This window comes from Pseudomonas sp. GXZC (genome assembly GCF_026967615.1).
GTDB classification, from domain to species: Bacteria; Pseudomonadota; Gammaproteobacteria; order Pseudomonadales; family Pseudomonadaceae; genus Aquipseudomonas; species Aquipseudomonas azotoformans_A.
The window spans coordinates 724,838-747,303 of record NZ_CP114115.1; the positions used below are offsets into that span (position 1 = coordinate 724,838).

Annotated in this window: 23 protein-coding genes; 14 read left to right on the forward strand and 9 right to left on the reverse strand. The window is 60.0% G+C overall.

The genetic code is table 11. The features are described from left to right. The first annotated feature begins 48 nt into the window (after positions 1 to 48). The 8 genes from amaA (at position 49) to OZ428_RS03430 (ending at position 9,459) form a co-directional block, all read left to right on the forward strand. Positions 49 to 1,332, forward strand: coding sequence for an L-pipecolate oxidase (gene amaA / locus OZ428_RS03395; protein ID WP_269132700.1), 1,284 nt, complete (start codon positions 49 to 51; stop codon positions 1,330 to 1,332). A gap of 374 nt (positions 1,333 to 1,706) precedes the next feature. Further along, positions 1,707 to 2,843, forward strand: a complete 1,137-nt coding sequence (locus OZ428_RS03400; RefSeq protein ID WP_025999776.1) for a branched-chain amino acid ABC transporter substrate-binding protein — start codon at positions 1,707 to 1,709, stop codon at positions 2,841 to 2,843. 259 nt (positions 2,844 to 3,102) lie between these two features. Next, positions 3,103 to 4,017, forward strand: coding sequence for an ABC transporter permease subunit (locus OZ428_RS03405; RefSeq protein WP_003188099.1), 915 nt, complete (start codon positions 3,103 to 3,105; stop codon positions 4,015 to 4,017). A 2-nt stretch (positions 4,018 to 4,019) separates the two neighbouring features. After that, the gene (livM, locus tag OZ428_RS03410) at positions 4,020 to 5,297 is read left to right on the forward strand and encodes a high-affinity branched-chain amino acid ABC transporter permease LivM (RefSeq protein WP_016976932.1); all 1,278 of its coding nucleotides are present in this window, start codon (positions 4,020 to 4,022) and stop codon (positions 5,295 to 5,297) included. Continuing rightward, entirely contained in the window at positions 5,294 to 6,169 is an 876-nt protein-coding gene (locus OZ428_RS03415) for an ABC transporter ATP-binding protein (protein WP_269132701.1), read from the forward strand. The genes livM and OZ428_RS03415 overlap by 4 nt, the downstream gene beginning before the upstream one ends. Then, entirely contained in the window at positions 6,166 to 6,882 is a 717-nt protein-coding gene (locus OZ428_RS03420) for an ABC transporter ATP-binding protein (RefSeq protein WP_033897392.1), read from the forward strand. Before OZ428_RS03415 ends, OZ428_RS03420 begins: the two co-directional genes overlap by 4 nt. A gap of 720 nt (positions 6,883 to 7,602) precedes the next feature. Beyond that, positions 7,603 to 8,370 carry an SDR family oxidoreductase gene (locus tag OZ428_RS03425; RefSeq protein ID WP_269132702.1) on the forward strand — a complete coding sequence of 256 codons (768 nt, stop codon included), beginning with the start codon at positions 7,603 to 7,605 and terminating at the stop codon, positions 8,368 to 8,370. 183 nt (positions 8,371 to 8,553) lie between these two features. Further along, entirely contained in the window at positions 8,554 to 9,459 is a 906-nt protein-coding gene (locus OZ428_RS03430; RefSeq protein ID WP_061435100.1) for a cation diffusion facilitator family transporter, read from the forward strand. Here the strand turns inward: OZ428_RS03430 and OZ428_RS03435 are convergent. The 5 genes from OZ428_RS03435 to ureE all read right to left on the reverse strand — a co-directional run bounded on the left by OZ428_RS03435 (position 9,431) and on the right by ureE (position 13,064). Further along, positions 9,431 to 10,549: an AGE family epimerase/isomerase gene (locus OZ428_RS03435; protein ID WP_269132703.1), complete on the reverse strand. Its 1,119-nt coding sequence runs from the start codon at positions 10,547 to 10,549 to the stop codon at positions 9,431 to 9,433. The two genes, OZ428_RS03430 and OZ428_RS03435, sit on opposite strands and share 29 nt — an antisense overlap. Before the next feature lie 124 nt (positions 10,550 to 10,673). Then, complete coding sequence (locus OZ428_RS03440; protein ID WP_269132704.1) at positions 10,674 to 11,246, reverse strand: HupE/UreJ family protein; 573 nt, start codon at positions 11,244 to 11,246, stop codon at positions 10,674 to 10,676. A gap of 22 nt (positions 11,247 to 11,268) precedes the next feature. Continuing rightward, positions 11,269 to 11,883: an urease accessory protein UreG gene (ureG, locus tag OZ428_RS03445; protein WP_033897387.1), complete on the reverse strand. Its 615-nt coding sequence runs from the start codon at positions 11,881 to 11,883 to the stop codon at positions 11,269 to 11,271. A gap of 9 nt (positions 11,884 to 11,892) precedes the next feature. Continuing rightward, positions 11,893 to 12,567: an urease accessory protein UreF gene (locus OZ428_RS03450; protein WP_269132705.1), complete on the reverse strand. Its 675-nt coding sequence runs from the start codon at positions 12,565 to 12,567 to the stop codon at positions 11,893 to 11,895. Next, the gene (ureE, locus tag OZ428_RS03455; RefSeq protein ID WP_177058928.1) at positions 12,564 to 13,064 is read right to left on the reverse strand and encodes an urease accessory protein UreE; all 501 of its coding nucleotides are present in this window, start codon (positions 13,062 to 13,064) and stop codon (positions 12,564 to 12,566) included. The genes OZ428_RS03450 and ureE overlap by 4 nt, the downstream gene beginning before the upstream one ends. Before the next feature lie 277 nt (positions 13,065 to 13,341). Here ureE and OZ428_RS03460 point away from each other — a divergent pair, with 277 nt between their 5' ends. Then, the gene (locus tag OZ428_RS03460; RefSeq protein ID WP_269132706.1) at positions 13,342 to 13,839 is read left to right on the forward strand and encodes a C40 family peptidase; all 498 of its coding nucleotides are present in this window, start codon (positions 13,342 to 13,344) and stop codon (positions 13,837 to 13,839) included. 5 nt (positions 13,840 to 13,844) lie between these two features. Here the strand turns inward: OZ428_RS03460 and OZ428_RS03465 are convergent, their stop codons facing one another. After that, on the reverse strand, positions 13,845 to 14,477 hold the full coding sequence (locus OZ428_RS03465) for a TetR family transcriptional regulator (RefSeq protein WP_025857330.1): 633 nt from the start codon (positions 14,475 to 14,477) through the stop codon (positions 13,845 to 13,847). A 151-nt stretch (positions 14,478 to 14,628) separates the two neighbouring features. Beyond that, entirely contained in the window at positions 14,629 to 15,081 is a 453-nt protein-coding gene (locus OZ428_RS03470; RefSeq protein ID WP_038851220.1) for a hypothetical protein, read from the reverse strand. A 359-nt stretch (positions 15,082 to 15,440) separates the two neighbouring features. Between OZ428_RS03470 and OZ428_RS03475 the strand changes: the two genes are divergently transcribed. From OZ428_RS03475 to OZ428_RS03485, 3 genes are all read left to right on the forward strand, one after another. Continuing rightward, on the forward strand, positions 15,441 to 17,510 hold the full coding sequence (locus OZ428_RS03475) for an AsmA family protein (RefSeq protein ID WP_269132707.1): 2,070 nt from the start codon (positions 15,441 to 15,443) through the stop codon (positions 17,508 to 17,510). 178 nt (positions 17,511 to 17,688) lie between these two features. Further along, a complete protein-coding gene (locus OZ428_RS03480; protein ID WP_330912286.1) occupies positions 17,689 to 18,498 on the forward strand; it encodes a hypothetical protein in 810 nt (269 codons plus the stop codon). Between the two features lie 166 nt (positions 18,499 to 18,664). Next, a complete protein-coding gene (locus OZ428_RS03485) occupies positions 18,665 to 19,021 on the forward strand; it encodes a hypothetical protein (protein WP_269132708.1) in 357 nt (118 codons plus the stop codon). Positions 19,022 to 19,082: 61 nt separating this feature from the next. Here the strand turns inward: OZ428_RS03485 and OZ428_RS03490 are convergent, their stop codons facing one another. Next, positions 19,083 to 19,613, reverse strand: a complete 531-nt coding sequence (locus tag OZ428_RS03490; protein WP_016976947.1) for a ferritin-like domain-containing protein — start codon at positions 19,611 to 19,613, stop codon at positions 19,083 to 19,085. A 167-nt stretch (positions 19,614 to 19,780) separates the two neighbouring features. Between OZ428_RS03490 and OZ428_RS03495 the strand changes: the two genes are divergently transcribed. Beyond that, positions 19,781 to 20,671, forward strand: coding sequence for an esterase/lipase family protein (locus tag OZ428_RS03495; protein WP_269132709.1), 891 nt, complete (start codon positions 19,781 to 19,783; stop codon positions 20,669 to 20,671). On the opposite strand, the gene OZ428_RS03500 is transcribed toward OZ428_RS03495, so the two are convergent. Next, the gene (locus OZ428_RS03500; protein WP_028615544.1) at positions 20,668 to 21,537 is read right to left on the reverse strand and encodes a DMT family transporter; all 870 of its coding nucleotides are present in this window, start codon (positions 21,535 to 21,537) and stop codon (positions 20,668 to 20,670) included. The two genes, OZ428_RS03495 and OZ428_RS03500, sit on opposite strands and share 4 nt — an antisense overlap. A gap of 97 nt (positions 21,538 to 21,634) precedes the next feature. Here OZ428_RS03500 and OZ428_RS03505 point away from each other — a divergent pair, with 97 nt between their 5' ends. Further along, positions 21,635 to 22,423, forward strand: a complete 789-nt coding sequence (locus OZ428_RS03505) for an AraC family transcriptional regulator (protein WP_269132710.1) — start codon at positions 21,635 to 21,637, stop codon at positions 22,421 to 22,423. Positions 22,424 to 22,466: the final 43 nt, after the last annotated feature.

Below are 22,466 nucleotides of genomic sequence, written 5' to 3' on the forward strand. Positions count from 1 at the left end.
CAATTCAAAATAACAGTTGTTTGTTAGGTTTCATCCCGGAGTCTGGCAATGGCACTACGCGAAACATGTTTATGGGAACACCTCACTCCCAGCCGGCCGGACCGTGCCGCGCTCAAGGGCGAGGTCAAGGTGGATGTGTGCGTGATCGGCGCCGGGATCACCGGTTTGTCGGCGGCCGTTCATTTGCTGGAACAAGGTAAAAGCGTCGCCGTGCTGGAAGCTCATCGCACCGGCCATGGTGGTTCCGGGCGTAATGTGGGGCTGGTCAACGCCGGCATGTGGATCCCGCCGGACGAAATCGAAGCCGGTTTCGGCGAAGCGGTGGGCAGCCAGCTCAACCGTATGTTGGGTGCGGCGCCGTCCCTGGTGTTCAGCCTGATCGATAAATACAACATCGATTGCCAATTACGCCGTGAAGGCACCTTGCACATGGCGCACAACGCCCGTGGCGAGGCGGATTTGCGCAGTCGTGAAGCGCAATGGAAGCGCCGTGGCGCGCCAGTCGAGTTGCTTACCGGCCAGGCTTGTGAACAGGCCACGGGCACCAAAAAGATCGCCGCCGCCTTGCTGGATCGGCGTGCCGGCACCTTGAACCCGATGGCCTACACCAGCGGTTTGGCCAATGCGGCGGCGGGCCTTGGCGGGCAGTTGTTCGATCATTCGCCGGTCACGCAGCTTGAGCGCCAGGGTTCGCACTGGTCGGTGCAGACCGCACAAGGGTCAGTGCAGGCTGCACAAGTGGTGATCGCCTCCAACGCCTACACCGAAGGCGAGTGGACCGAGTTGCGGCGCAATTTCTTCCCCGGCTATTACTACCAGGTCGCGTCGGCCCCACTGACGGGCGACGCCGCCCAACAGATCCTGCCCGGCGGCCAGGGCTCATGGGATACGCGCCAGGTGCTGAGCAGCATCCGTCGCGACGCCGATGGCCGTTTGTTGCTCGGCAGCCTGGGCAACGGCAACCAGAAGCCCGCGTGGTTCCTCAAGGCGTGGGCCGATCGGGTGCAGCAGCATTACTTCCCGTACCTCAAATCGGTGCAGTGGGAGTTCACCTGGACTGGCTGTATCGCCTTCACCCCGGACCACTTGATGCGCCTGTTCGAACCGGCGCCCGGCCTTGTGGCAGTCACGGGCTATAACGGCCGTGGCGTGACCACCGGCAGTGTGGTCGGCAAGGCATTTGCCGACTACTTGTGTCACCAGAATCCCCAGGCGCTGCCGATTCCCTTCGCGCCGATGCAGCCTTTGGCCGGGGTAGGCTTGCGCAGCTGCCTGTATGAAGCCGGGTTCTCGCTGTATCACGCCGGCCAATGCCTGAGGATCGTGATCTGATCAGCGAAATACCGCTCAGAAGCCTGCATTTTCTTAGCAGGCTACTAATCTGTATTGGTGCAAGTCGTAGCAATCACGCACTGTAAATGTGCAGTTCCGTTACGCCGTTTGTTACAGCGCCAGGAACTGTCGTTTATAGGCTTGGTTGCAGGTACGACCTGCCACGGTTGTACTTTTTGGATCCATTGGTTGCACCTCTGGACGCTAGAGGGTTGCACGTCCTGGCGAATGGAGCCGAAACACCTGCAATAACAATGACACCGTGTCTTTTTGAAGAATAAAAACGTAATGGCACGCGCCTTGCTCTGGGCTTTCAGTGAAAGGTTTGAATGCAAGTTGTCGTGCCAAAAATCAAAAATATCGGAGCACCACTCATGTCCCAGACGTTTTACAAGAAAGGTTTTCTGGCCCTCGCCGTTGCAGCGGCGCTGGGTGTTTCTACGTTTGTTCAAGCTGATGTGAAGATCGGCGTCGCGGGGCCCATGACGGGCGCCAACGCCGCTTTCGGTGAGCAGTACATGAAGGGTGCCCAGGCGGCAGCCGATGTGATCAACAAGGCCGGCGGCATCAACGGCGAGAAAATCGTGCTGGTAGCTGGCGACGATGCGTGTGAACCCAAGCAGGCTGTGGCCGTGGCCAACCGCCTGGCCGACCAGGACAAAGTGATCGGCGTGGTCGGGCACTTCTGCTCCTCCAACACCATCCCGGCCTCCGAGGTGTATGACGAAGCCGGCATCATCGCCATCACCCCAGGCTCCACCAACCCACAAGTGACCGAACGCGGCCTGGGCGCCATGTTCCGTATGTGCGGGCGTGACGACCAGCAAGGCATCGTTGCTGGCGACTACATCGTCGACGTGCTCAAGGGCAAGAAAGTCGCCGTCATCAACGACAAGGACACCTACGGCAAAGGCCTGGCCGACGCCACCGCTGCCCAGTTGACCAAGCGCGGCGTCAAGCCGGTGCTGGAAGAAGGCCTGACCCGTGGCGAGAAAGACTTCAGCGCCCTGGTCACCAAGATCCGCTCCACCGGTGCTGACGTCGTGTACTTCGGCGGCCTGCACCCGGAAGCCGGTCCACTGGTTCGCCAGATCCGTGAAGCTGGCTTGAAAGACGTCAAGTTCATGTCCGATGACGGCGTGGTCACCGACGAACTGGTTGCCACCGCAGGCGGCAAGCAATACGTCGACGGCGTGTACATGACCTTCGGCGCCGACCCGCGCCTGCTGCCAGACAGCAAGGCCGTGGTGGAAGAGTTCCGTAAAAACGGCACCGAGCCGGAAGGCTACACCTTGTACGCCTATGCGTCGGTTCAGGCCTTGGCCGCTGGCTTCAACGGCGCCAAGTCCAACAAAGGCGAAGACGCCGCCAAGTGGCTCAAGGCTCACCCGGTGAAAACCGTCATGGGCGAAAAAGCCTGGGATTCGAAGGGTGACCTGAAGATCTCCGACTACGTGGTTTACCAGTGGGATAAAGACGGCAAATACCACCAGCTGGAAAAACAGAAGTAAGCACGACGCCTGATCTTCTGTAGGCGCGGGCTTGCTGTGGCGAGGGAGCTTGCTCCCGCTGGAGTGCGTAGCACTCCCAAACCGTTTACCGAGCTACATCTGATGTACCTCGATCACCCAGTTTGGGGCTGCTTCGCAGCCCAGCGGGAGCAAGCTCCCTCGCCACATTAGCGCGCTCCGACAGGAGTAAACCTCTGTTTTCCTCCAGAAGCGCCGCACACCCACCGGTGTGCAGGTGCTCACCGCGTGAGATTGCGTTATGGATGGTATTTTCCTGCAGCAACTGGTCAACGGCCTGACCCTCGGGTCGGTCTATGGCCTGATCGCCATCGGCTACACAATGGTCTATGGCATCATTGGCATGATCAACTTCGCCCACGGCGAGGTTTATATGATTTCCGCTTACCTCGCGGCGATCAGTCTGGCACTGCTGGCTTACTTCGGCATCGAATCCTTCCCGCTGCTCATTCTCGGCACCTTGATCTTCACCGTCGTCGTCACCGGCGTATACGGCTGGGTCATCGAGCGTGTCGCCTACAAACCGCTGCGCAACTCCACCCGACTGGCACCGCTGATCAGCGCCATCGGTATCTCGCTGATCCTGCAGAACTACGCACAGATTGCCCAGGGCGCCAAGCAACAAGGCATTCCCACCCTGCTGGCCGGGGCCTGGCGTGTCGATATCGGCACAGGCTTCGTTCAGTTGACGTACACCAAGGTGTTCATCCTCGTGGCGGCGTTTGCCGGCATGGCGTTGCTCACTTACATCATCAAATACACCAAGCTCGGCCGCATGTGCCGCGCCACTCAACAAGACCGCAAGATGGCGTCGATCCTCGGCATCAACACCGACCGGGTGATCTCCTATGTGTTCGTCATCGGCGCCGCCATGGCGGCATTGGCCGGCGTGTTGATCACCCTCAACTACGGCACCTTCGACTTCTATGCCGGCTTCATCATCGGCATCAAGGCGTTTACCGCAGCGGTACTCGGCGGCATCGGCTCCCTGCCTGGGGCGATGTTGGGCGGGATCATCCTCGGTATCTCCGAGTCGTTGTTCTCGGGGTTGATCAACTCTGACTACAAAGACGTGTTCAGTTTCTCCCTGTTGGTGGTGATTCTGATTTTCCGTCCCCAGGGCCTGCTTGGTCGCCCACTTGTGGCGAAGGTGTAAACATGTCTGCTGCCAAACCCATCGATATCAAGAAAAGTGTGGTCGATACAGTCCTCGCCGGGCTGATTTCACTGGTCGTGTTCGGTCCGATCGTCGGCGTGGTCCTCGACGGCTACAGCTTCAACCTGGAACCGGCCCGCGTGGCCCTGTTGGTGGCCATCGTGATGGTCGGCCGCTTTGCCATGAGCCTGTTCCTGCAAACGCCCAAGGGCCTGAAGATCCTGCAGGGCTTCGAGAGCACCGGCTCTGGCGTGCACGTGCTGGCGCCGGACTACAAGTCGCGGTTGCGCTGGATCATCCCGGCCCTGATCGTGATCGCCATCGTGTTCCCGATCTTCGCCAACAAGTACCTGCTCACGGTGGTGATCCTCGGCCTGATCTATGTGTTGCTCGGCCTGGGCCTCAACATCGTGGTCGGCCTGGCGGGCCTGCTCGACCTGGGTTACGTGGCGTTCTACGCCATCGGGGCCTACGGCCTGGCATTGGGTTATCAATACCTCGGCCTGGGCTTCTGGACGGTGCTGCCATTGGCGGCCATCGCGGCGGCGCTGGCGGGGTGCATACTCGGGTTCCCGGTGCTGCGAATGCACGGTGACTATTTGGCCATCGTGACCCTGGGCTTTGGTGAAATCATCCGCCTGGTGCTCAACAACTGGCTGTCGTTTACCGGTGGGCCCAACGGTATGCCGGTGCCCTCGCCGACCTTCCTCGGCCTGGAGTTCGGCAAGCGCGCGAAGGATGGCGGGGTGCCCTTCCATGAGTTCTTCGGCATCGACTACAACCCCAACATCAAATTCCTGTTCATCTACATCGTGCTGTTTCTGGTGGTGCTGGCCGTGCTGTACATCAAGCATCGCCTGACCCGCATGCCGGTCGGCCGCGCCTGGGAGGCCTTGCGCGAAGATGAGATCGCCTGCCGTTCCATGGGGCTGAACCATGTGTTGGTCAAACTTTCGGCGTTCACCATCGGTGCATCGACGGCGGGTTTGGCTGGGGTGTTCTTTGCCAGCTACCAGGGCTTCGTCAACCCGTCGTCGTTCACCTTCTTCGAGTCGGCGCTGATCCTGGCCATCGTGGTGTTGGGTGGCATGGGTTCGACGGTGGGCGTGGTGATTGCGGCGTTTGTTCTGACCGTCGCGCCTGAACTGCTGCGTAGCTTCTCTGAATACCGCGTACTGCTGTTCGGCGTGTTGATGGTGGTGATGATGATCTGGCGACCACGCGGCTTGATCCGCATCAGCCGTACCGGTGTGACACCACGTAAAGGAGTGGCGCCATGAGCAAGGAAGTCGTCCTCTCCGTGGAACACCTGATGATGCACTTCGGTGGCATCAAGGCCCTGAGCGATGTGAGCCTCAAGGTCGAACGCAACTCGATCTTCGCCTTGATCGGCCCCAACGGCGCCGGCAAGACCACGGTGTTCAACTGCCTCACCGGCTTCTACAAAGCCAGCGGCGGCAAGATCCAACTCAATCTTCGCGGCAAGCAGACCGACGTGATCCAGTTGCTCGGCGAGCGCTTCCAGCCCACCGACTTTGTGTCGCCCAAAAGCTTCCTCAGCCGGGTGTACTACAAGATGTTCGGCGGCACCCACCTGGTGAACCGCGCCGGCCTGGCGCGGACGTTCCAGAACATTCGCCTGTTCAAGGAAATGTCGGTGGTGGAAAACCTGCTGGTGGCCCAGCACATGTGGGTCAACCGCAACATGCTCGCGGGCATCCTCAACACCAAGGGCTACCGCAAGGCCGAAAGCGACGCCCTCGACCACGCTTTCTACTGGTTGGAAGTGGTGAACCTGGTCGACTGCGCTAACCGCCTGGCCGGCGAACTCTCCTACGGCCAGCAGCGCCGCCTGGAGATCGCCCGTGCCATGTGCACGCGGCCGCAGATTATCTGCCTGGATGAACCGGCTGCGGGCCTCAACCCCCAGGAAACCGAAGCCCTCAGCGCGATGATTCGCCTGCTGCGCGACGAACACGACCTCACGGTGGTGCTGATCGAACACGACATGGGCATGGTGATGAGTATTTCCGACCACATCGTGGTGCTGGACCACGGCAACGTGATCGCCGAGGGCGGGCCGGAAGCGATCCGCAACGACCCGAAAGTGATTGCCGCCTACCTGGGCGCCGACGAAGAGGAGCTTGTATGAACGGGCCTATCCTCGAAATGAAGGACCTGGACGTGTATTACGGCCCGATCCAGGCCCTGAAAAAAGTCTCGCTGCACATTAATGAAGGCGAAACCGTCAGCCTGATCGGCTCCAACGGCGCGGGCAAATCCACGCTGCTGATGTCGATCTTCGGCCAGCCACGGGCCGAGTCGGGGCAGATACTCTATAACGGCGTCGACATCACCCATAAGTCGTCGCACTACATCGCGTCCAACGGTATTGCGCAGTCGCCGGAAGGGCGGCGGGTGTTCCCCGACATGACCGTCGAGGAAAACCTGCTGATGGGCACCATCCCCATTGGCGACAAGTTTGCTCAGGAAGACATGCAGCGCATGTTTGAGCTGTTCCCACGGCTCAAGGAGCGACGTACCCAGCGCGCCATGACCATGTCCGGCGGCGAGCAGCAAATGCTCGCCATCGCCCGCGCGCTGATGAGCCGGCCCAAGCTGTTGCTGCTGGATGAACCGAGCCTGGGCCTGGCGCCGATTGTGGTGAAGCAGATCTTCTCGACGTTGCGCGAGCTGGCCTCCACCGGGATGACCATCTTCCTGGTGGAACAGAACGCCAACCATGCGCTGCGCTTGTCGGATCGGGCGTATGTGATGGTCAACGGCGAGATTCGCCTGACGGGCACCGGTAAGGAATTGCTGGTGAATGAGGAAGTGCGCAACGCCTACCTCGGCGGTCATTAACGAATAGATATTCTTGGAATGACCTGTGGGAGCTTCGGCTCCCACATTCATGTTGAGGCTATCTACAGAGCTTTCTGGAAATTGTGGAAAACAAATCCAGCCCCCCTCCAAAGCGCGACATATAGCCGCCGCAAATCCCTGTTTTGTCACAGTTTTGACTTGTCCCCATCCGCTGTGGAACCGGCTGTGGGTAACGTGGGAGTAGCTGGCTGTAAGCCAATGAATCCGGGGCTTGTAGCGCGGCGGTTGTTTTTTGATCAGGTGGTTTTTGGTCGCCGCTCCAAGCCTTTGTCAACCTGTTTAAAGACACAGGTATATGACCGAAATATGTCCCGCCAGCCTGTGGATAAGTCTGTGACTAAACTCTGGAAAGACCGCCGCAGAGGCCGGAATGACTGGCCTGGAGCCATCGTTCTGATTTTGCGATCGGCGGCAGGCCTACATACGCCCCGGCCAAGGTCAAGCAAAAAACTTTCTAAAACCGCCTGTAGCCCTTGTGTATAGCGGCTTGGAGCATTCTGTAGTTGCCCCCAAAGACTGTGGGCGCAGTTGTGGATAACCTGCGCGCACATAGCTGCAAGCCACGGCCTGTATGGTTTTTATAGAGTTGATTAAAAAGTGATCAGGCGTGTATCAAGTTGTGTGCTTAGCGGTTGCCGCCATCGCGGTGTACGGGCATTCTGCTGGCAACTTTTTTCCGATGCCCGCAAGGAGAACACCATGTCCGACACGTTGTTTATTACTGGCGCAACCTCAGGTTTCGGCGAAGCCTGCGCCCGTCGTTTTGCCGAAGCCGGCTGGAAACTGGTGCTCACCGGCCGTCGTGCCGACCGCCTGAATGCGCTGGTCGAAGAACTATCCAAGCAGACTGAAGTGCATGGCCTGGTCGTGGACGTGCGGGACCGCAAAGGCATGGAAGACGCCATCGCCAACCTGCCGCCGTCGTTCGCCAAGCTGCGCGGGCTGATCAACAACGCCGGCCTGGCCGTGGGCACCGACCCAGCACCCAAGTGCAGCCTCGACGATTGGGAAACCATGGTTGACACCAACATCAAGGGCCTGCTGACCACCACTAATCTGCTGCTGCCACGCCTGATCGCTCACGGTCGCGGCGCGGGCATCATCAACCTGGGGTCCATCGCGGGTAATTATCCGTATCCGGGCAGCCACGTGTATGGCGGTTCCAAGGCGTTCGTTAAGCAATTTTCGCTGAACCTGCGTTGCGACCTGCAAGGCACGGGCGTGCGCGTGACCAACATCGAGCCGGGCCTGTGTGAAAGCGAGTTCTCGCTGGTGCGCTTCGGCGGTGATCAGGCGCGGTATGACGCGACTTATGCGGGTGCCGAGCCGATCCAGCCGCAGGATATTGCGGACACGATCTTCTGGGTCATGAACACGCCGGCGCATGTGAATATCAACCGGTTGGAGCTGATGCCGGTAAGCCAGACGTGGGCTGGGTTTGCGATTGAGCGCGGGGCCAAGGGCTGACGCTCCGTCCTGCTGGTTTTTGTGGTGAGCGAGATTGCCTCGCGCGGGGCAAGCCCGCTCACCACAGGATCAGGTTTTTACCGGTAATCATGCGGCAAATCAGCCAAAACAGGTCATAAGGTACACTTACCGCCTGAAAACCCCTCCGCACTGTGCGGATTTAAGGTTTTAACGGGAGGAAATGTGAGTAACCGAGGTGAGCAGGCACTGCTCAAACAATCGACCATCCTGATGTTCGCGGTCGCGATCGCCGGGATTGTCACGGGTGTGATTTCTGGCGCCCAATCCATTCTGTTCGACGGCTTTTTCTCGTTGATCGCCACCGCCATCAAGGTGTTGATGCTGATCACGGCCAAGCTGATCGCCAAGAAAAGCAACGAGCGTTTCCAGTTCGGCTATTGGCACTTGGAACCCATGGTGCTGCTGATCGAAGGCAGTTTCCTGTTGCTGATCGCCATCTATGCGTTCCTCAATGGCGTGTTCGGCATTATCAATGGCGGGCGCGAGATCGAGTTGGGGTTGGTGATCATCTACGCGGCGGTGTTTACCGTCGTCGAGTTCGCCTATTTCTTCTACGTGCGTTATCGCAATCGCCAGCTGAAATCATCGTTGATCCAGTTCGACAATATCAGCTGGCTGGTGGACGCGATGCTGTCGGTAGGCTTGCTGATCAGCTTCCTGGCGGCGCTGTTGCTCAAGTCCCAGGGCTATGGCGAGTGGGCGGTGTATGTCGACCCATTGATCCTGATCCTGCTGGCCCTGAGCATGCTGGCGCCGGCGTTCAAGATCCTGCGCCCGGCCTTGCGCGAGGTGCTGGGAATCGCGCCGGACCAGTTGGACGACACAGTGCGCGAAGTGATGGAAGCGGCCCAGGCCAAGCATGGTTTCGACGACTACGTGTCCTACGTGCAAAAGCACGGGCGGGCACGGTTTATCGAGATTCATGTGGTGTTGCCGGCGGATTACCCGGTGGATAACGTCGCGACCCTCGACGGGCTGCGCGAAGAGATATCCACAGGGCTCGGCACGCCGGATGCGGCGCGCTGGCTGACGATCAGCTTTACCGGAGATCGCAAGTGGATTGCATAAGGCCCTGGTAACAGGTTGCCAAGTGATACGGCGTGGTCGACGGCATGTCCCGTCGACTCACGGCACCCTTGGCATCCAGGCATTCATTCCAGCCTTTTGCATGCAGAAAGTGCTGTTGCAGCGCCAGCAACTGGCGCTGTAGCACCGCTTCGCTATTGGGTCGCAAGGTCAGTGCCCGCAGGTATTCGGCCTGGGCCCAGATACGCTGGGTGCCGTCGCGTACCGTACCGTCTAGCGCCAACATGCCGCTGACCGCACCGCTGAGGTTATCCACACCCTTGAGTTCTGCGTAGGCGAACGCCCGGGTCAGGGATGCATGCAGAGGTGTACCGCGCAGCACGTCCGAAGACTCCAGCAAGAAGAACCATTCGAACTGGTGCCCCGGTTCAAACCAGTTATCCACAGCACCCAGCGGTTTTTCCATCATCACGCCGTGCTGGCGGTCGATGAAGCGCTGCTGCATGGCCGTCGCCAGCGCCAGCAGGGCGGCTTGCACGTCGGCGTCTTCACGCACCGCGAGGGTGGCGAGGAAACCTTCGGCCAGGTGCATCAGCGGGTTTTGCAGTGGGCCAGACTTGAGCGATGACCAGTTGCGCTCCAATACGGCTTCGTACAGACCGTCGCCTGTGGAGAACCGCTCGGCGACCACTTCCAGGGCGGCGTTGAGCACCGACGCCACCAATGGCTCACGCACCTTGGCCCAATAATGGGCGCAGGCAAAGATGATGAAGGCGTGGGTGTAGAGGTCTTTGCGCTTGTCCAGCGGCTGGCCGGACGGGTCGATGCTGTAGAACCAGCCACCGTGCTCGGCGTCGTGAAAGTGCCGTTGCAGGGAGCGAAACAGTGCCGCTGCACGTTCTTCAGCAAAGGCCGCGCCGGGCTCGCCGATCAGGCTGGCAAACAGGTACAACTGCCGGGCGCAGGCCATCGCGCGGTAGCGTTGCGGGGGCAGTGGCTGATGATCGGCGTCCAGCGCCTCATAGGGCAATGCCAGGTCGGCATTCCAGCCCGGGCCTTGCCAGAGTGGCACGATCAGGCTGTGGAAGTGCGTAAGCACGGTGTTCAAGGAGGGTTGGGAAGCGCTGGGCATTGGCTGGCGTCGTCACGGCAGGGGTGTAGGCGCGCATGGTAGCAGAGGGGCAGCCTTGAGTTGTGAGCTGCAAGCTGCAAGTCAGCGCAAATCAGCCTTACTTGCAGCTTGGAGCTTGCGGCTGTTAGCTGGCGAGCAGCCATACCCCCGTCGCCGCCGAAGCCGCCCCCGCAATCCGCACCAACGGCGCCGCCGCAGCCGGCAGGAAGCGCACCACCGCATATCCGGCCGCGTGCAGCACGGCAGTCGCACCGACAAAACCCGCGGCATATGCCCACGGGCTGGACATGTCCGGCAACTCCAGACCGTGCGCCACGCCATGGAACAGTGCGAACAAGGCCGTCGCACCCACCGCCACGAACAACGGCGGACGCACCGCCAGCGCCACCGCCAGGCCCAGGGCCAGCACCGACGCGGCAATCCCGCTTTCCAGCAGTGGCAACTCTAGGCCTTCAAAACCCAGCACGCCGCCAATCAGCATGGTGCCGACAAAGGTGCACGGCAACGCCCAACGGGCGGCGCCTTTTTGTTGGGCGGCCCACAAACCGACCGCGACCATGGCCAGCAAGTGGTCGATGCCACTCAGGGGATGGCTGATACCGGCCACCAGGCCGTTGTCGCCATGGCCCGGGTGAGCGAAGGCCAGGGCAGGGGCCAGCAGCAGGGCGGCGGCGGTGAAGAGTTTCTTGAGGTTCATGGACAGGTTCCTTATGGGTTGATCAGGCGGCGGTCAGCAGGCCTTGGCGTTCGATGAAGGCGACGATGTCCTCCAGGCCGACACCGGTTTTCTGGTTGCTGAACACAAAGGGTTTGCCGTTGCGCATGCGCGTGGTGTCGCTGTTCATCAGCTCCAGCGACGCGCCGACCAAGGGCGCCAGGTCGATCTTGTTGATCACCAGCAGGTCGGACTTGCAGATGCCAGGCCCGCCCTTGCGCGGCAGCTTGTCGCCGGCGGACACGTCGATCACGTAGATGGTCAGGTCCGACAACTCCGGGCTGAAGGTGGCCGAGAGGTTGTCGCCGCCGGACTCCACCAGGATCAGGTCCAGGCCGGGGAAGCGGCGATTGAGCTGGTCGACGGCTTCCAGGTTGATCGAGGCGTCTTCGCGGATCGCCGTGTGCGGGCAGCCACCGGTTTCCACGCCGATGATGCGTTCCGGCGCGAGGGCCTGGTTGCGCACCAGGAAGTCAGCGTCCTCGCGGGTGTAGATGTCGTTGGTGACCACTGCCAGGTTGTAGCGATCACGCAGCGCGAGGCACAGGGCCAGGGTCAGGGCCGTCTTGCCGGAGCCCACCGGGCCGCCGATGCCGACACGCAAAGGTTGTGAGTTCATATGCTTCTCCTAGGAACGAAACAGTCGGCTGTATTGGCGCTCGTGGGCCATGCAGGCCAGGGACAGGCCGAACGCGGCGCTGCCGAAATGGTTGGGTTGGATGCGGTTGGCGTCCTGCTGGGCCTGTTGCAGCAGCGGCAGCAGTTCACTGGTGAGGCGTTGGGCGGCTTGCTGGCCCAGGGGCAGGGTTTTCATCAGCACAGCCAATTGGTTTTCCAGCCAGCTCCATAGCCAGGCGGCAAGCGCGTCGGCGGGGCTGATGTTCCAGGCACGTGCGGCCAGGGCCCAGCCCAATGCCAAATGCGGTTCGGCGCACTGTTGAAGAAATAGGCGGGCGGCGTCGTCCAGTTCCGGCAGGCCGTTGAGCAGTTGTTGCAGGGAGTAGCCCATCTGCCGGCTCTCCTGGTACAGCTCGCGGGTCTCACGGCTGGCGCGATGTTCTTCGCACAGGTGAGCCAGGCGCGGCCAATCGGCCTCAAAGGCGGCATGGCAATGGGCAAGCAGAACGGGTGCCTCGAAACGTGCGAGGTTGAGCAGCAACTGATCGCTGATCCAGCGCCGTGCACTGGCAGCGTCGTTGACGCGACCGTTCTCCACCGCCATTTCCAAACCCTGGGAATAGCTGTAGCCACCAATCGGCAATTGCGGACTGGCCAGACGCAACAGCGCCCAGGCTGGGTTCATAGACGCACGCCGAACTGGTGCAGCTTGGGCGGGTAGTTGAAATCTTCATCGCCATGGCGCGAATGATGATGGCCGCCGCCATAGGCGCCATGTTCCGGCTGGAATGGCGCTTCGAGGGTCTGCGTCTGCGCGCCCAGCTGTTCGAGCATGGCCTTGAGCACATAGTCATCGAGCAGGCGTAGCCAGCCATCGCCCACTTGCAATGCCACGTGACGGTTACCCAGGTGATACGCCGCGCGCGTCAGTTCAAATGCGCTGCTGCAGGTGACATGCAGCAGTTGTTCAGGCCGGGCGCACACGCGTACGACTCGTCCGTCCTCCGCCTGTAGGAATTCGCCATCGTGCAGCGGTGGTTGGCCGCGCTCCAGGAAAAGGCCGACGTCTTCACCGTCGGCACTGAAACAGCGCAGGCGGCTTTTGCTGCGGGCTTCGAAGTTCAGCAGCAACTCGGCGGCCCAGAGGGCTTGGGGGGCGATTCGGCGGTGGATCACCAGCATCAGGAAGCTTCCAGCTATGAGCGATGAAACAGCTAGAGCAAGGGGCTTGCCAACCTGGATGGGGAGTAGGAATTGCCTGTAGGCAATGAGGGGTGTGCCACTAAACGGGGCGAGGAAGAGTTTCCCGTGTGCGCCAAAGTGGTGCGCATTATTGCCTGTTGCACGAGTGATGGGCGTTTTCAGATTTTCCCTACAGGGTATGGGGAATTGGCGTTCATCACCTTTCCTGCGGGGTCATTAGGCTGTGCGCCGTGTTTAATTCACTGCGACGTTTATCATGTTCAAGTCATTTTGTTATCTGGTTATTGTCAGTCTGTCTTTCGTGCTTTCATCGGCCTCTGCCAATCTGAAATCTCATCCGTCCTTCAGCACTTCTTTGAAACACGCGCCTATCGAGGATGTGGTCGACCGCGCCCACGAACTGCTGGGTACGCCTTACAAGTGGGGTGGCACCTCGGCGGATCAGGGGTTTGATTGCAGCAGCCTGCTGGTCTATTTGTTCAAGACCGAAGCCAACATTCAGATCCCACGCACCACCGCGGCCATGCAGCGGTCAACGGCCGCGACCATCAAACGCAATGCGCTCAAGCCCGGCGATGCGGTGTTTTTCAAAGCCAACGGGCGCGGCCAGGTCAGCCATGTGGGGCTCTATATAGGCGATGGCAAATTCATTCATTCGCCGCGAACCGGCCAGCGCATCCGTATCGATTCATTGAGCAACAGCTACTGGAACAAGAACTACACCACCGCCAAGCGTTTTCATACGGCAGGGTGATGGCTTTATTCGGTACTGCCCAGGCCTTGCCAGTGCTTCAAGCCGATAAATATAAAGCGCAACTGCTGGGTGATTTTCGCCTGGGGCGTGAGGTGGTCAGGCAGGGCCTGGGCTGGCGGGTCGATGATGTCGGGAAGGGTGGCGAACACACTTTTGACGATCAGGTCGGCCATCACATGCAGGCCTTCAGCATCCAGGTGCTGCAGTTTAGGCATGAACGTCAGGTCGGCCGCGAGGTCGCGGGTGATGTCTTCACGTAGCGCCCCGATGGCCTGGCGCACGGCCAGGCAGCCGCCGTATTGCTCGCGGGCCAGGAACAGGAATTGCGAACGGTTGGCCGAGACCACATCGAGAAAGATCCGCACTGAGGCGTCGATAATGCCGCCCATCACGAATTCGTTATGGCGCACCAGGCGGATAGTGGCGCGGAAGGTCTGGCCGACTTCACTCACCAACACAAGCCCAAGCTGGTCCATGTCGGCAAAATGCCGATAGAACCCGGTGGGCACGATACCGGCCGTCTTCGCCACTTCGCGCAGGCTCAGGCTGCCAAACCCACGGCCGCACTCCATCAGATGGCGGGCTGCGTCCATCAGGGCGAGGCGGGTCTGTTGCTTCTGTTCGGCGCGGGGCAGCATGGGCGGGCGGGCTTTGTCGGCAAGTACAGCGACGCACTCTAGCAAAACAGGTCTGTTGGCGTCGAACTTGGCAGGGGAAGGGCGTGATGCGATCTACAGGAAAGCAAAAGCCCGATCGACAGATCGGGCTTTTTTCTCGGCCACCACGGGGTTAGCTCTGTGCTTGATGCAGTTCTTGCAGACGGTCAGCACCGCCTTCAGCAACGCCTTCGGTGTAGGCACGTTTGTTGGCTTGTTCAGCGCCGCCTTCGACCAGACCTTTCTGTTCCAGGCGATCACGGCCACCTTCGGCAACAGCGTTGCGTTCCAGCAGGCGATCAGCACCACCTTCAACCAGGCCTTTTTGTTCCAGGCGGTTGCGGCCGTTTTCGGTCAGGCCTTCGGTGTAAGCGCGTTTGTTGGCTTGTTCCGAACCATTTTCAGCTACAGCGCCTTTGGCGTAGTCACGGTTCTCTTCTTCTTGCGAACCGCTGCGAGCGACGGTCTGGCTGAAAGGAACGGCGTCCGCTTTGACTTGTGGGGTGGCCTGTTCGGCGGCTGGCAGGGCAAAGGCACTGGAAGCCAGGATGGATAACAGGGCGGTAGCGAGTAATTGGCGTTTCATGATGGGTTGCTCCTTGGGAGGGCGATAAAGTGGGTACAGGGCTAATGCTACTCTCGATAAGTCGATATAAAAGTTCATAAACACAATGGTAATAATCAACAGAATTGATTGTTATAGGCAGAGGCTCTAGAACGGGCCTCTCAAGCACGCGGTTTTGCACCGGTGTGGGTATTTTCGACACGCGCGCGGGTAACAATGGTGCGCAGTCGTAGGGGGAATCTGTCGAAGTGGTCAGAAATTTAGGTTTTTCCAGGCAAATCGGGGATCGGGTTAAACCCCCAGGCGGTTTGCCAGTCGTAGTTCTATAAGCTGTCCTTAAAGGCTGTCACCCAGCCAGTCGTATTCAGGAGTCCTGTGCAATGACGCGCACTCGTAAAATCGTCGCTTGGAGCTGCGCCAGCTTCGTTGTGTTAATCGCCGTAGTGGTGTTGGTCCTGGTGTTCTTTGACTGGAACCGCATCAAGCCGCCCCTCAATGCCAAGGTCTCCGAAGAATTGCATCGACCGTTTGCCATCAACGGCAACCTGGCGGTGGTGTGGGCGCGTGAGCCCGATGAAGGCGGCTGGCGCGCCTGGGTGCCATGGCCCCACGTGATTGCCGAAGACCTGACCCTGGGCAACCCGGACTGGTCGAAAACCCCGCAAATGGTCAGCCTCAAGAAGGTCGAACTGCGCATCTCGCCCCTGGCATTGCTGGTGCAGCGCGTGGTGATCCCGCGTATCGACCTCACCGAGCCGAGCGCGCAGTTGCAGCGTCTGGCCGATGGCCGCGCCAACTGGACCTTCAAATTCGACCCCAAGGACCCGAACGCAGAGCCTTCCAACTGGGTGGTGGATATCGGCGCCATCGGCTTCGACAAGGGCCATGTGACCCTTGACGACCAGACCCTCAAGACTCAGCTGGATGTGATCATCGACCCGTTGGGCAAACCCATCCCGTTCGGCGAAATCGTCGGCGACGCCGATGCCAAGAAGGCCCTGGAAAAAGGCTCCGCGCCCCAGGATTATGCGTTTGGCCTCAAGGTCAAAGGCCAGTACCACGGCCAGAAACTCGACGGCAGCGGCAAGATCGGCGGCCTGCTGGCCTTGCAGGACGCGGCCAAGCCGTTCCCGCTGCAAGCGCAGGTGAAGATTGCCGACACCAGCATCGCCCTGGCCGGCACGCTCACCGACCCGCTGAACCTCGGCGCGCTGGATTTGCGCTTGAAACTCGCCGGTTCCAGCCTGGGCAATCTCTACCCGCTGACCGGCGTGACCCTGCCGGATTCGCCGGCCTATTCCACCGACGGTCACCTCATCGCCAAGCTGCACGAAGCCAGCGGCGCTTCGTTTCGCTATGAAAACTTCAACGGCAAGATCGGCAACAGCGATATTCATGGCAACCTCGCCTACGTCGCCAGCCAGCCACGGCCCAAGCTCAGCGGCGCACTGGTGTCCAACCAATTGCTGATGACCGACCTCGCCCCGCTGATCGGCGCCGACTCCAACGCCAAGCAAAAAGCCCGTGGCGGCGACAGCAAACAGCCGGCCACCAAAGTGCTGCCGGTGGAAGAGTTCCGCACCGAGCGTTGGCGCGTCATGGACGCTGACGTGGAATTCACCGGCAAGCGCATCGTGCACAGTGCCGATCTGCCATTTACCGACCTCTACACCCACCTGGTCCTGAATGACGGCGAGCTGAGCCTTGAGCCGCTGCGTTTTGGTGTAGCCGGCGGCAAACTGGATGCGCAGATCCGCCTCAACGGCCGCATCACGCCAATGGAAGGCCGGGCCAAACTCACCGCACGCAACTTCAAGCTCAAGCAGCTGTTCCCAACCTTCGAACCGATGAAAACCAGCTTTGGTGAACTCAATGGCGATGCCGACATTTCCGGGCGCGGCAACTCCGTAGCAGCCCTGTTGAGCAGTTCCAACGGTGACCTGAAGATGCTGATCAACGACGGTGCCATCAGTCGTGGCCTGATGGAAATCGCCGGGCTCAACGTGGGTAACTACGTGGTTGGACGCTTGTTTGGCGACAAGGAAGTGAAGATCAACTGCGCGGCGGCGGACTTCGGCATCAAGACGGGCCTGGCGACCACGCGTTTGTTTGTGTTCGATACCGAGAACGCCATCATCTACATCGATGGCACCGCGAATATGGCCACCGAGCAACTGGACCTCACCATCACCCCGGAATCGAAAGGCTTCCGCCTGTTCTCCCTGCGTTCACCGCTGTACGTCAACGGGCCATTTATCAAGCCCAATGCGGGTGTCAAAGCCATTCCACTGGCGCTGCGGGGGGCGGGCATGGTGGCGCTGGGTGTGATCGCCGGGCCGGCGGCCGGGTTGCTGGCATTGGTTGCGCCAAGTGGCGGTGAACCGAATGAGTGTGCACCGTTGCTGCAGCAGATGAAGGAAGGCAAGGCGCCGAAAACCGTTAAAGGCTGATCGTCGAAATTGTCAGAAAGGGCGACCCTCGGGTCGCCTTTTTTATCGCTGCGCCGTCAGTGTGATCCTGACGTTTTGTAGTTCATTTCTGAAACGCTGAAACCGTCCTGGATTCCCCTTACACCTCCTACGGCGCCTTCTTATAGTCGGCCGCCATACATACGTGGAGGTGTCATTCATGCAGGGAGCCTACGCATTTATCAATGAGCGACCGCAACCTTATCCCTTGCTCAAACTCAGCCTGTCGCTGAATCCTCAGGCGCAAACCAAGTTCGACATGCTCAATCAGCACATTCGCAATGTCGTGGTATTGCCGGGGCAGTTGGTGATCATTCCAGATGGACGTGCGGCGTCTTGCACGGCTGAAGAGGCGGGCTTGATGCGCTCGGCCCAGAACATTAATCAGGCGTTGCTGGCGCATTCTGCGACGGATCAGTTTCTGATCAAAAACTATGACGTGCTGCAGACCATCATGTCCCATGCCTCCATCGGTATTGGAACGGCCAGCAGCGTTTGGAGCAAGCACTTGGCGGACATTGAGAAAACCCTCAAGGACGTCGACGATTTGCATAAGCAGTATTTGCGCAGGGGCACTACGGGAGCGAGGGATGAGTTCCTGGTCAGACGAAGGGCGCTGTTTGCGAAGTTGGATATTCAGCTTTCCGGTATGGCACGTTTTGGTACGGGCCTGAAGGACGAGGGATCGATCAAAAAAATGCTGGGCATCTCTACAAAGAGCTATTGGCATCACGGTGAGATTCGTCGTTATGAAGAGACCGTAAGGCGCGTAGCCAAGGCTTCGCAGATGCTGAAGAAAGGGACTTATGTCGGTATCGCGCTGGATGTGGGAGCTACTGCGTTGGAGATAACGGAGGCCTGTTCGACGGGGGGGGAACAGGATGTACACGGGCGAGGTTTGTGGAAGGTGGAAAGTTGGTATTGGGAGTTGGTGGCTCCGCTTTCGGCGGGTATGCAGGAGTGGGGTTAGGCGTTGCCGTATGTGCAGCGGTTTTCGCCATACCGACTGCCGGAGCGAGTGCGCTAGGCTGCGCAATAGTGGGTGGAGTTGTTGGAGGTGTAGCTGTGGGTACCTTAGGAAGTGAGGCGGGTGAATTGATCGGTACCAGGCTTTACGAAGTTTCAGGGGGTGGGCAATGATGTCAGAGTCCATCGCAATAGTGTCTGGTGTGTTGATGCTGCTGTGTTTTCCGATAAATTTCTACGTCATTCATACGCGGTTAGAAGAGGCTGAAGACTACCTGAAATTCAGCACGTTTATAGTGACTTTCAAGCATAGATTTGGCGTTGGGCTATTTGGCGGTAAGTTGAAACGTCTATTCGCGATCGCCCTGGTCATACTTATGCCGAGGCTTTTCCAATGGCGTTATCTCGTGCTGGTTGAGGATGTGAAACGTATCCCCGTAAGTCTCAGGCTCTGGATAGTCGTTCCCTACCTCCTCACACTGTCGTCCATAGCGGGAATGACGCTGTCATGGTTCCTGACGCGCTGATCAATCAGGTCGCAAAAAAGAAGGCGCCGTATGACCGGCGCCTCTCTTTTTCTAAAGCGAGTTACAGACTTTCCAGAATATCCGCCATATCGTCCGCATGCTCTTCTTCCTGAGCCAGGATCTCTTCAAACAGACGACGCGTGGTCGGGTCTTTATCGCCAATGTACTGGATGATCTCGCGATAGCTGTCTACCGCAATCCGCTCGGCAACCAGGTCTTCGTAGACCATTTCCTTGAGGTCCTTGCCGGCCACGTATTGCGCGTGGGAGTTCTTGGTCAGCAGGTCCGGGTTGAACTCCGGCTCGCCGCCCAGTTGCACGATGCGCTCGGCAAGTTTGTCCGCGTGTTCGGCTTCCTGGGTGGCGTGTTCGAGGAATTCATCGGCGGCGACGGACGCCTTGATACCGCTGGCCATGAAGTAGTGGCGCTTGTAGCGCAGCACGCAGACCAGCTCGGTGGCCAGCGATGCGTTGAGCAGGCGGATGATTTCTTCGCGGTCGGCGTCATAACCTTCGGTCACTGCACCGTTTTCGACGTTCTGGCGGGCGCGGCTGCGCAGGGTCGCAACGTCAGTCAAGTTTGCTTCGGTCATCTCAATCTCCTGGTACTAATCCGGTTTTGCGCCACGCTCTGCCGGCGTGATCGCTCCAAGTTGTGAGTCCCGCGTCACGCAAAAAGTTTTATCGGATTTATGTCATCAGCGCGTCGTGGGACTGGGCTAGCCTCTGGTGGTCTTTCCTGATCAAGGACGTTCGGCCCATGCCGCAGTCGTTAGCCACGCGTTACCCCCTGGTGTTGGTCCCCGGCATGCTCGGGTTTGTGCGCCTGGGTTGGTTCCCCTATTGGTATGGCATCGTCCCGGCGCTACAGGCAGGCGGGGCGCAGGTGTTTCCTGTGCAGGTTGCACCACTGGATTCCAGCGAAGTGCGCGGCGAGCAATTGCTGGTGCAGATCGAGCGCATTCGGCGTGAAGCGGGGGCCGACAAGGTCAACTTGATCGGCCACAGCCAGGGTTCGCTCACCGCGCGGTATGCGGCGGCCAAGCGCCCGGAGTGGGTGGCGTCGGTGACGTCCGTGGCCGGGCCCAACCATGGCTCGGAGCTGGCGGACCATATCCACCTCAATTACCCCGTGGACGGCGTGAAAGGTCGAATCATGAGCGCGCTGTTTCACTTGGTTGCCTGGGTGATGGGCGTGCTGGAAACCGGCTATCGCGGACCGCGCTTCAAGGCGGACTTGCAGGCCTCCCACCATTCGCTGACCAGTGCCGGCGTGGCGCTGTTCAATCAGCATTATCCACAGGGGTTGCCTTCGACATGGGGCGGGCAGGGGCCCGAAGAGGTCAACGGCGTGCGGTATTACTCATGGTCCGGCACCTTGCAGCCGGGCATCACCGACCGGGGTCGCAACCTGTTCGACGGTACGCATCGCAGTTGCCGCCTGTTCGCCCGCAGCTTTGTGCGCGAAAAGGGCCAGTGTGACGGCATGGTCGGGCGCTACAGCTCACACCTGGGGAAGGTGATCGGCGATGACTACGCCTTGGACCACTTCGATATCGTCAACCAATCCCTGGGCCTGGTGGGCAAGGGCGCCGAGCCGATTCGACTGTTCGTCGAGCATGCCCGACGCTTGAAGGAGGCCGGGGTTTAACGCACCGGCGTGGTCCAACGCTCCGACAGAATCACCCCGCCCAGGGTCAGCAAGCCGCCCACCAGGTGGTACAGCGCCAATTCTTCCTTCAGCACCACGGCCGCAATCAACGCGGTAATCAACGGCAGCAGGTTGAAAAACAACGTCGTGCGGCTGGGGCCCAAGGTCTTTACCGAATGCATCCACGCCAGCGGCGCGACCATCGAGGCCAACAGGCACGCATACAGCACCAGCGGAATGTTCGCCCAACCCAAGCCGGCCTTCGCCGAGAACAGGAACAGCGGAAACAGCACCACCACCGCCACCAGCACCTGCAGATACAACAACACCAGCGGCGGCAGGCGTAGCTGCCATTTTTTCAGCAAGGTGCTGTAGACCGCGTAGGCCAGGGTCGCGACCAGCATCATGCCGTCCCCCAGGTTGACCCCGTGTTGCAGCAGTGCGTCGAGGCTGCCGGCGGAAACCACCACCACCACACCGGCGAACGACAGCACGGCACCGGTCATCGCACCGTAGGTGAGGCGTTGGCCGAGGCTGATGATCGCTGCTGTGAGTGCCATCAATGGCATCAACGACAGGATGATGCCCATGTTGGTCGCCGTGGTCAGCGACGCGGCGTAGTACGCCAGGCTTTGGTACACCGCCATGCCCAGCACGCCGAGGATGAACACCTTGCCCAGGTTCGGACGGATCAACGCCCAGTTGGCGATCACCGGCTTGATCATGAACGGCGTGAACAGCAGCGCCGCCAGCAACCAGCGGTAAAAGCCGATTTCCGCCGGGAACAGTGCGCCCACGGCCAGCTTGTTGACGACGGTGTTGCCGGCCCAGATGAAAATGGCCAGCAAGGGATACGCGTATTGCATCGAAAGGAACCCAGTGTGTTGATGAGGCAGGATTATCCATTGTCTGGATCGAAGCCTATACTGCGATCCAGACAAACCACCTCTGTATCCAGACAATATGGCCAAGCACAACGTACGCCTTGCGGATTTCCCCCAGCTGCCGAGCCCGGTGTACTTCCGTTATTCGGATTTCGCCCCCGATACCGAGTGCACCCCGCACCAGCACTTCTGGGGTTCGTTGGACTACTCGGCCAGTGGCGTGATGCGCATGGAAGTGGCTGGCAACCGCTTTATGTCGCCGCCGCAATACGCGGTGTGGGTGCCGCCGCATACGCAGCACAGTTCCTACAACGCCGAGGCTATCGTCTATCACTCGGTCGGGTTGGCGCCGGAACTCTGTGAACAGTTGCCCCAGGAGCCGTGCACCCTGGCGATCAGCGATATCCTCAAGGCCATCCTCAGCGATTTCGCCCAGCGTGATGTGAACATGCCGCAGACAGAGTCCGACATCCGCCTGGCCCAGGTGCTGGTGGACCAGCTCAAGCAGGCGCCGATCCACGAATGCTTTTTGCCTTACGCCCGTCACCCCGGCTTGCTTGGCGTACTCGAAGGCATGCAGGCCGACCCTGCCGATAACCGGCCCCTGGCGCACTGGGCCGAGCAAGTCCACGTGAGCGAACGCACCCTGGCGCGCCTGTTTGTGCGGGAGTTGGGCATGAGCTTCGGCGAATGGCGTCAACGCCTGCGCTACCTGGCGGCCATCGAAGCCCTCGACAGCCCGCGCAGCGTGCAACACGTGGCGTTTGACCTGGGCTACAGCACCGCCTCGGCCTTTATCGCCATGTTCCAGCGCCAGGCGGGCTGCACGCCGGAGCAGTACCGACGGACGCATATCCGTAGCCGGTGAAGTTGTAACAGGCTTTGACTACACTGCTGGGTAGGCCGTGCCG